This is a genomic window from Candidatus Thorarchaeota archaeon (genome assembly GCA_013388835.1).
Taxonomy (GTDB): Archaea; Asgardarchaeota; Thorarchaeia; order Thorarchaeales; family Thorarchaeaceae; genus JACAEL01.
Genome location: JACAEL010000047.1, coordinates 1 through 10,135, shown reverse-complemented (window position 1 = coordinate 10,135; position 10,135 = coordinate 1). Strand labels below are relative to the sequence as shown.

Here is a 10,135-nt window from a genome sequence, read left to right as displayed (position 1 = left end):
GAGTGCCCTCCGTTGTTCACTATGTCTTGGGGCAGATGTCTGTGCTGCCACCTGTAGTATACAGCATTGCAACCATGCAACAATCGTGTCTCTTCCATTGCGTCCATAGTCGGTATCAGCCACCATGCGATCTGGACGGGGCCGCAATGCCACGCCAGAAGAAACCGAACTCGGCTCCACGACATCGGTGCATTGGTCCGCATCCAATGCGGCTCTTTCAAGGCACATTGAACCGGTTGGCAAAGTCGTACGCAGAGTGGACACACTCAAGCAGACCCGCACTGTGATTTGCGGAGCCGACCAGAGCACACGGAATACCCCGCTCATCGAGCTGATTGAAGAGCCTGTTGTGGGGCACAGCTCCGGCGGACAGCACAACCACGTCGCAAGATATCACCTGAAAGTCCTCGTCCTTTGTGACCACGACGTACTCGCTTGTCACCTGAGAGACCTCTGCTTCACTGAGGACCTCAACGCCCCTGTTGCGCATGGCCTGCAGAATCACCCAACGGGTTGTTCTACCGAGACCCTCTCCAATCACACGGCCCTTCTCAACGAGTTCGACCTCGTCCGCACATGTTGAGAGAAACAGAGAGGCGTAGCACCCGATAGCATTGCCTCCCAAGACAACTGCCTTACCGACTCGGACCGAGGGGCCAGCCAACACATCGTAAGCCGTTGTCACATTGGGGGACTCGGCTCCTTCAACTGGTGGTGCCTCAGGCACAGTCCCAGTCGCGCATACGACGAAGTCGTAGTCTGAGACCGTATGATATGTCACCTCTCTGCCCAAGTGAACCTGTACACCTAGACGCCTGATCTCTCGCTCCATGTGGGACAGGTAGGCCGCGAATTCACCTCGACCCGGGACTCTTGCAGCCAGTCGGAGAAGACCTCCAAGACTGCGCTTACTCTCGAAGAGACTCACATCAAAACCACGCAGCCTTAGAACGCGACTGACTTCCAGACCTGCCGGACCGCTTCCCACTACGGCGATGTTGCCCGAGCCGGGTGTACGCAGTGCTCGTGAACTCTCATAGCCAGCGCAGGCATTGACTGCGCAGGTCACCGGGCCAAGCGTAAAGACTCTGTCAAGACAACCCTGATTACATCCTATGCACGGACGGACCTCGTCAACCCTGCCGCTTCGTATCTTCTCAGGAAACTCCGGGTCTGCGATGAGCCCTCTCGACATGCCGATGAGCCGGACCTTCTCCCTCGACAGTATCCTCTCAGCCACGCCGAGGCTGTTGATTCTGTTGCACGCAACCACCGGAATGCTCACGGACTCTGCGATTCCCTCTGCCAGGTATGCATAGTGGCCTCGCGGGACGTCCATCGTTATCTGAGGCACACGAGTCTCGTGCCATCCGCCTGTGACATCGATGGCGTCCACACCTTGTCCTTCAAGCATCGGTGCGAGTGTCTTGTTGTCTTCGAGGGTCAGGCCACCCTCCACAAAGTCCTCGCCGCTCATCCGATACATGACTGGATATGACCTACCCACCGCCTTGCGGACTGAAGATACCACCTCGAGCGCAAACCGCGTTCGTCGCTTGAAGTCCCCACCGTACTCGTCCGTTCTCTTGTTGGTCGCCTCAGCGAGAAACTGGTTGATCAAGTACCCTGCAGAACCGAGAATCTCGACTGCATCGAAGCCTGCTGTCTTGGCGCGCGCTGCCGCTGCCCCGAAGTTGGCAATCGTCCGCCTCACTTCATCACCAGTGAGTGCCCTGGGCGTCTCATGTGTGAGACGGCATGGCACCGGGGAGGCAGACACCGCCTGTTCTCCAAGCACAAGCGAGTGAGCATACCGTCCTGCATGGTAGAGCTGAGCCGCCACCGGCACGCCCAGTCCATGAATGGTTGTCACGAGCTCCTTCAGACCGTCTAGGTGGCGGTCCTCGCTGATTCCAATCATGTGAGGGGTGCTCATACCGAGGTGTTCGGTGTAGCAGCCGCCAACGATGATGAGGCCGGGCCTGTACTTCGCCCTCTCAGCGTAGAAGTCAATCATCTTGCGAGGTATCAGACCATCCTGGCAGTATCCCAGATGAGTCGCAGTCATGACAAGGCGATTCTCAAGCTCAAGTCTGCCGATGTGCTCGGACTCCATAAGACGCATATGCCCACCTCAGACGTAGCCCTCGTGTCAACTAGCCCCCAAGATAAGTCCTGCTACTTGGTGCTCCCTACTCCCTTCTTGTTGCCGACGGCCCATTGGACTGTCTCGGACAATGCGTGCACCACGTCCGCGCCTCTCCCCGCGCCACCCGACGGACCTTCTCGACCCGCTCAGGCGAGTATGCCTCTCAATCGAGAAGCACAGCACATGTGCCGTATGGCTCAGATAGGTGTCCCGGCGTGATGCACCGGAGCAAAGGACCCGAGAGGCAGACAATGGCGGGCTAGAGATCCGCGCTGGTCGAGTCAGACCTGAGACCGCATGTGTCTTGGACTCTTGAGTGCGCTTCGAGACGACCCACACACGGTTCCATCATGAGAAGGCGATGAGGAATGTCAGCATAGCAACTACCGCGGTCATTAGGATGGCCACGACCGCGCCGTACCTGATGACCTCGCCCTCGATGCCAATCTCATCGATCACTGCAGCCGCATTCTGAATCTTTGCTGGGCTCAGCACGCTTGCCAGACCACCACCGATGCCGTTGCTGGCAGCCACCACCATGGCGTTGGCACCAATGAGGGTACTGGCCTCATAGTGGTACTTGGTGAACATCGCAATGGCTGAGGTCTCCGACCCGGACACGAAACCCGCCAGCAGTCCGAGAAAGGCTGCTGTGAGGGGATAGGCTGTCCCAATCGTCTGAGACGTAAGCCTCGCAAGCACGGAGACCATGTTGTTGTCCAGATTCACCGCCCATGTTCCGGCTGGAAGAATGTAGTAGCCGCTGTAGTTCATTACTTCTGCCATCGCGAAGAATATCGCAGCCGCGAGCACTGGACGAGGGGCCCTCTTCCTGAACTTGGAGAGCGTGTTTCTCAGGACTGTCCGGTCTCTCTTGAAGAACGGAATGGACACGACTGTGGCGATGAACATCAACGTGTAGGCCTGCCATAACACCTGTGTCTTTATTGGCACAGGGTAGCTGAACACGGTCACCGGCAGAGCCAGCTGTGTGAAGAGGAGGTCTTTGACGGGAGCAATGAGGTTTGTTGCAAGACACAGGGCAACCAGAATCACCCACGGGATGCTGGCCCTCCTCAGACTAAGCCTTGCCTCGACTGCAAGGTCGTCCTGCGTCAGCACACTCCTGTCAATGACCGGTCTGTGACGGAGTTTCGTATACACAAAGAGGACCCCGAGGACTGCAGCTCCGGCAAAGACGTTCGTCAGCGTTGTCTGATTGACATAGTAGGAGTTCATGATGATCGCAACGCCACCTGCGGTCACACCGCTCATGACGGCGAGCATGATACCCTCCCGGTTCATCAGTAGCTTGCGACCGCCCGCTATCCAGAGCATGGCGATTGCGATACCTGTGGTGACGATGGGCATGTACCAGGCAAACACGGTACCAGACTCCCATAGTGTCACTTCCGTTCCGGACACAGCTGAGTAGACATCTCTGAAGACAACAGCTGGTACTGCTAGCAGTGCGAAGGTCGTCAGCGGGTCATATCCGATTGCAGGCAGAGCAACCGCAACCAACGGACTGAACCCCATTGCCAGCATCACTGGAGGCAGCATGGAGACCGGGGTCGCGCCGATTCCTACCAGGAAGAGACCCAGACCCAGACTTATCACCATGATCTGCATCGGCTTGCTACCACCGCCCAGTGTCTTGAAGAAGACGATGAGCCTCTGCAGGGCACCGACTTCTTGCATGTAGGTCATCATCAATATCGAGGTGAGAACCATAAGCGAGATGGGGAACGAACGTATTATTCCTGCAAGACTCGCGATGAGGGCGACGCCCACGTCGGTCTGGAACGCAGCCACCGCAATGATAACGGTCACAAGCCACACCACAACACCCGTCGTGTCCGCAGCCTTCTTCCATACTGCCAGCATCAGAAAGGCCAGGATGATGGGTGCTACTATCAGCAGAAACGCCAGTGCTCCGTCCAACTCTTACTTCCTCCGTACAAGATGACCATTGGCGTAGTACCACTCGATTGAGCGCTTGATGCCCTCCTGCATTGTCAGCTTCGGGGACCAGCCGAGGACTCGCTTTGCCCTCTCGTTCGAGTACCACCGGTCCTCGTCCATGCTCTGCACCGTCTGCATGTGCCAGAGAAAGGTGGTCCTGTGCCTGTTCTTGATGGGGCTCATCAACCCGATACCAATCTTGGCGAGTGATGTGGGGACGCTCCGCTTCGGTGCTTTGACACCGAGTGTCTCACACACAAACTCCACCAGCTCCTTGTATTTCATCGGTGCGTCCGGACAGAGGATCATCGTCGTGTTGAGCGCGCCCTCCGAAGTCAAGGCCTTCGCAAACCCATCGACTATGTCGTCAACATGTGTGTACATGATGTGCTTCTCGCCATCCCCCGGCAGGATGGGCACCTCGCCGTCGTTCAGGGCCTTTATCAACTCGTACGCAGTGTACAGGTCGCCCTCACCCATCACACCCGTCGGACGCAGGATGACATGGGCCAGACCTGTATCAGAGGTTATCTCTCGTACCAGCGCCTCAGCCATCACCTTGCTCTTTGAGTAGTCGAAGGCAGGTCTCAGCTCGGACTCCTCGTTGCCCGGTGGAGACCTCACAGGACCAATCACTTCTGTCGTGGAGCAGTAGATGAAGCGTTCTACATCCGTGCCCACACATGCATTCATGAGGTTGCGCGTCCCATCGACATTGACGCGGTACAGGAGTGGTACATCACTCGGATAGAAGTCGAAGTAGGCGGCAAGGTGCATGACCGCGTCCACACCTTTGGTAGCTGCCTCAAGCTGCTCAACGTCAAGCAGGTCTCCTTCTCTCAGCTCTACACTCTGGGGAAGACCACTTCTATCACTGGTCTTTCGCACCAAGGCCTTCACTTCGTGTCCTTCATCTACCAGTCGGCTTGCCAGTCGGCGGCCGATGAACCCGGTCGCACCAGTGAGGAGCACTCTCATCAAGACAACCTCGTCACGCAGCCAGTTCAGTCTTGGATTTATCTGTTGCCACAGCGTTCTCAGGAAACCTAATTAGCGTCTGACGGCATCTTCATCCTGCAAAGAGGTGGAGAAGGAATGGGCACCGACAGACAGATCACTGGGGACGCAACCACCCGCGATACCGGGGGCATGGATGTGGAGTCGTGTCTCAAGAGAGGCATGGAACTCAAGGACACGAAGCCGGACGAAGCACTTGAGGCCTTTATCGCGGCCGTGGAAAAGGACCCCATGAACAGACAGGCTCTGACGGAGATCTGCATCCTTCTACTCAAGATGCGACGAGAGGTCGACGCGGAGAAGTGGGGAAAGAGGCTCCTGGCTCTCGACCCGTCTGTGAAGAAGACATGGCCACGGCTCCGGTCCGAATTGAGGGAGGGACACGTCAGGTGGGATGCACCCGCTGAACAGGTCTCGTCCGCTAGCCGGTCAACCACAACAGCACGGACTGTCGAGACCACATGGCTCAAGGCGGTTGAGACAACAAGGGCAAAGCCAGCAGATGCAGGGCCTGCGGACACTGGTTCAGGGAAGACAGTGCCTGAACGGACGGACCGGCCGTCCCAAGCGCCATCGCCATCTCGACAAGCCTCAAGCAAGCAGCCCACTTCAGTGGAGCAACCACGCGAGTCAACCTGGTGCCAACCACTGGCAGAGACTAAAACGCCAAGAATGCCAGACGACCAGTCACCGCGGAGTGCTCCTGGCACAGGCACCATTATGACACCAGTCTTGAAGTCTGAACGAACAGAGCAGTCTGAGAAACTAGACAAGCTAGTGACTCTGGGTGACGTCTCAATGAAGCGGGGTATGTTCCGTGATGCAGAGGTATCCTACCGACAGGCGCTTGCGCTTGACGAGTCCAATGTTCAAGCCCGCGTCGGTCTGGCGCTGGCGCTCGTCGAGATGAAGAAGTTCAAGGAGGCCAAGCAGTTTCTCGAAGGTCTTGCAAACGAGGGATTCGTCACAAAGGAAGTACTCTACGGAAGGGGTATGTGTGCGTATGCAGATCATGAGTTCTCAGATGCGGCCACAATACTCTCGCGATACACTCAGTTCGACAAGGGCAAGTTCCAAGCTTGGGTCGCCCTGGGCAGGTCTTACTATGAGATAGGGCAGAACAGAGAAGCTGGTAGGGCGCTCTTGCAGGCCCTGACAATGAACCCGGACTCGCCTGAAGCACTCCTGTACTTCGGACTGGCCCTCGTGAAGGAGGGACATATGGAGAGAGCGGCGTCGGTCCTGATCAAGATGGTGGAGCTTGAGGATCGTGATGCTGCACGACTGGAGAAGGCGGCAGATGCCCTGACATTGACGGGAAACCACGGAGCAGCGGGCAAGGCAAAGGCAAAGGCACTAGAGCTCGCTCGTAGAGCCGCTCCGCTCAGATGAGTGAAACAGTGGCCGGGGGGACCACTGATGCCCCCCGGTCAGGTGCGATTCAGGAATCGGCATCAGTGGGGTCTCTTCCACTTTCATTTCCACGGTCTTTCCTACGTTCCTCTTCATTACTCAGAATGTAAAACTCGCGGCTCTTTCGACAGGGCGAGACAGGCCGCCATCCTTATATGTCAAGTCCTTTACTATCGTTTAGGTGAATGACATGTCGGCAGCACGGAAACAGGGGGAAGGAAAGAGGGCACGGGGTCCACTGAAGGAGAAGAAGAAAAGGACATGGCTAATGCCTCAGGAGGTCGAGGTCTGGTATGTACTGCCGGCCATCCGCCGAGAGCTCACTAAGGTGATGATTGAGAAGGGCATAGCACAGAAGCAGATAGCAAGTATGCTGGGAGTCACGGAACCGGCCATCACCCAGTACAAGCTTGAGAAGTCCAGCAGGTCTCGTGGTGACCAGATAACCATTCCGAGGGAGATACTTCCCGAGATTGAGAGGGCAGCGGAGACAATGATTGCCGCATGGGACAAGAAGGCAGAGATGAAGGAACTCTACGAGACCATGACCAGAGAGATCAACAGAATCATCAGGCTCCTCAGAGATTCCGGGGCACTGTGCGACATCCACCGAAGCCACTGTGAACACGTTGACGAAGAGTGCGACGCCTGCAAGTCCAAGTCGTGAGAACACCTGAGAGTCCACTCTCATCGTGACCATGACCGTTCATTCTCAGTTGCATAGAGTTGGACACAGGAGTCCTGTCACACCCAGAAGACGGTACTGGGTTCACTCCTCGAGGTCTCGTGAGGTGTCGAGCCGACCTCGAGCTCTCCGTCCCCACACGGAGGTATATAGCATCACGCAGCGATGTCCAAGACCGTCCCACTTCTGGACAGCTGCTGCTAACCCGTGGCAGCACGGCCGAGCCCGACATGAAGACGGGCCACTGATGCCCATGATTGGACAGGTCAGTTGATGCAGCAATCGGGCTTCACGCGTGACGTGGTTCCCACAGGAGTCTGCATCTGGACAAAGCCTATATGAACGACTGGGATGCAGATGAATCAACATGACAGGGAGAACCACAGATGAATGGAGAGATAAGAGTCGAGACCAAGAACCAGATTGCAATAGTGACAATCTCCCGTCCGGAGAAGCTGAACTCGGTCACAAAGGAAATGCTTGTGTCCTTTGAGGAGCGCGTTGCGGGGCTACTCAACGACAAGGAAGTCGTCGCGATTGTATTCACGGGTGCAGGAGAGAGGGCATTCTCTGCAGGGTTTGACATGGAGATGGTCAGAGGGCTCTCAGGAGAAGCACGGCAGGGCTTTTTCAAGCTCCTGGAAGAGACGATAAGGATGATCAGGTTTGCGAGGAACTCCATCACCGTGGCAGCGGTCAATGGTTACGCAATAGGCTTTGGAGCGATGCTGGCCTCGGCATGCGACTTTAGATTCTTCACAGACAATGCCGCATTCAGACTCCCAGAGGTGGACCTCAGCATATTCCCCGGTTCAGGAGCCACATCGAATCTCGTGCAACTCGTTGGGCCTGCACGAGCAAAGGACATACTCCTCACTGGGCGGACCGTGACGGCCGAAGAGGCTCTGAGGATTGGCATCGCCGACAGAGTGGTTGCACAGAGAGACCTCATGCAGAACGTGCTCGAGTTCATCACAGGCATACTCGCAAAGGACCGAAAGATAGTCATCAGGACAAAGACACTTGTCGACGGAATCACCGGTGAGAAGCTCACCGATGCAGCCGAGATGGAGTCCGTATTCCAAGAGGAGTGGCTGCTCGAGAGTGGTGAGGACATCAGGAGAAGACAGAAACAAGGGTGATAGTGGTGCCTCCATTCCCTACGCCCGGTCTGGTAAGGGATCTGATTCTTGTCACTGATTCAGCGGTGGTGTTCTATACACTCCTGTTTAGCGCAATACTACTTGCGGACTGGTATCGCGGTCCACTGAGAAAGCTCGTCGACGTACGCCTCGCATGGTCTGTCTTCATGGCTGGCATGGCCGTGAACTCGTTCTCATTCGTCATGAGCGACTTCTATTTCCTGACAGATCCTATGACCCTTGTCTGGATAAAGGTCGGGTACCTTGCGATGATGACTGCGCTCTTGGGTTTCTTTTTTGCACTGGAGAAGATCCTGCCGTATCATACCCGGCACTCCTTTACAGCGGTGGGACTTGCCATCATCCTCGCCACCGCAGGCGCGCCGCGAGAACTCCTCTGGGTCCTTGCACTCGCAGCCAGTATGACTGCATTCGCAGTGCTTGCCCTGTTCTTCCATTACTACGTCACCTCGACCACAGGGCGTGTGCGGTCCAGCATTCGCCTCATCCTCGCTGGTTTTCTCGTCGGATTCATCGGCTACCTCGGAAGAAGCGACTTCGTGTATGCCACTCTGGGAGAGAGCGTGTACGTTGGAGGCGCGTTCCTGCTGGTCACCGGTCTTGTCTTGATGGGACTGGCAATCCTGGGTTCACCCGCCCTTGACGAGCTCGACTGGGCGGACCAGATGCTTGAGCTGTATGTGATACGGGCAGGAGGGTACCTCCTGTTCCATCACAAGTTCAAGACCACCGTTGAAGTTGATGAAAACCTGACCGCAGCGGGAATCGCAGGAGTTGGCGAACTGTTCAAGGAGATAACGCAGAGCGCCACTGGCCTCAATGCCCTCTCAGTTGGCGACTATCACATATTGTTCTCACATGGGCACAACTTCGATGCAGTACTCATATCGAGGAAGCCCTACAGAGTGTTGCTCGACATGGTCAGCGAGTTTGTAGAGAAGTTCCAGTTGGTCTATGGTGAAGAACTGCTCAATGAAGCACCTTCGCAGGATGATTTTGTCTCCGCCTCTGACATCGTGAAGCTGGTGTTCTATGGCTGACGGCTAGCCGTGAGACCAGTCGACTTGTGATGACCGAAGCTATGAGCAGACTTGGTCAAAGGACAACCGACGGTTTTAACTGGCCATCAATAGCACCGAAGAGGCCTCTTCAGGTGATTCGAATGAACAACAGGGTCGTTGTGGCAATCGGTGGCAACTCTCTGATAAAGGACAAGAGCAGACAGACTGTGCCGGACCAGTACAGGGCGCTCGCCGAGACGTGCGTACACATCGCGGACATGGTAGAGAAGGACTACGAGGTAGTAATCACTTCCGGCAACGGACCGCAGGTTGGCTTCATTCTCAGAAGGTCCGAGCTGGCCAGACACGAACTTCACGAGGTGCCCATGGATGTCTGCGGCGCTGACACACAAGGTGCCATAGGATATATGATTGAACAGGCGCTCCATAACGAGTTCCGGAGGAGGGGAGTTGACAAGGATGTGGTGGGGGTGGTCACCCAAGTACGCGTCAGTAGAGATGACCCTGCATTCCAGAATCCCGACAAGCCAATCGGCAGCTTCCTAGATGAGAAAGAGGCGAAACGACGCGCCAAGGAGGAGGGATGGACCGTCAAAGAGGATGCCGGATGCGGCTGGCGGAGAGTGGTACCTTCGCCCAAGCCTCAGGAGATCATCGAGCTGCCAGCAATACAGTCGCTTGTGGACAATGGGTTCGTTGTCTATGCGGTAGGGGGTGGCGG

Annotated in this window: 8 protein-coding genes; 5 read left to right on the top strand and 3 right to left on the bottom strand. The window is 56.2% G+C overall.

The genetic code is table 11. The features are described from left to right. Nucleotides 1-217: 217 nt before the first annotated feature. The 3 genes from HXY34_08650 to HXY34_08640 form a co-directional block, all read right to left on the bottom strand. Entirely contained in the window at nt 218-2,125 is a 1,908-nt protein-coding gene (locus HXY34_08650; GenBank protein NWF96199.1) for an FAD-dependent oxidoreductase, read from the bottom strand. Between the two features lie 372 nt (nt 2,126-2,497). Continuing rightward, nucleotides 2,498-4,093 carry an L-lactate permease gene (locus HXY34_08645; protein ID NWF96198.1) on the bottom strand — a complete coding sequence of 532 codons (1,596 nt, stop codon included), beginning with the start codon at nt 4,091-4,093 and terminating at the stop codon, nt 2,498-2,500. A 3-nt stretch (nt 4,094-4,096) separates the two neighbouring features. Further along, on the bottom strand, nt 4,097-5,092 hold the full coding sequence (locus tag HXY34_08640; GenBank protein ID NWF96197.1) for an NAD-dependent epimerase/dehydratase family protein: 996 nt from the start codon (nt 5,090-5,092) through the stop codon (nt 4,097-4,099). Between the two features lie 117 nt (nt 5,093-5,209). Between HXY34_08640 and HXY34_08635 the strand changes: the two genes are divergently transcribed. The 5 genes from HXY34_08635 to HXY34_08615 form a co-directional block, all read left to right on the top strand. After that, nucleotides 5,210-6,523, top strand: a complete 1,314-nt coding sequence (locus tag HXY34_08635; GenBank protein ID NWF96196.1) for a tetratricopeptide repeat protein — start codon at nt 5,210-5,212, stop codon at nt 6,521-6,523. A 211-nt stretch (nt 6,524-6,734) separates the two neighbouring features. Next, nucleotides 6,735-7,211, top strand: coding sequence for a hypothetical protein (locus HXY34_08630; protein NWF96195.1), 477 nt, complete (start codon nt 6,735-6,737; stop codon nt 7,209-7,211). Nucleotides 7,212-7,615: 404 nt separating this feature from the next. Continuing rightward, nucleotides 7,616-8,371 carry an enoyl-CoA hydratase/isomerase family protein gene (locus HXY34_08625; protein NWF96194.1) on the top strand — a complete coding sequence of 252 codons (756 nt, stop codon included), beginning with the start codon at nt 7,616-7,618 and terminating at the stop codon, nt 8,369-8,371. 5 nt (nt 8,372-8,376) lie between these two features. Continuing rightward, entirely contained in the window at nt 8,377-9,432 is a 1,056-nt protein-coding gene (locus HXY34_08620; GenBank protein ID NWF96193.1) for a hypothetical protein, read from the top strand. A 122-nt stretch (nt 9,433-9,554) separates the two neighbouring features. After that, nucleotides 9,555-10,135, top strand: a 581-nt coding sequence (locus HXY34_08615; GenBank protein NWF96192.1) for a carbamate kinase, incomplete at its 3' end; no start/stop codon positions are given.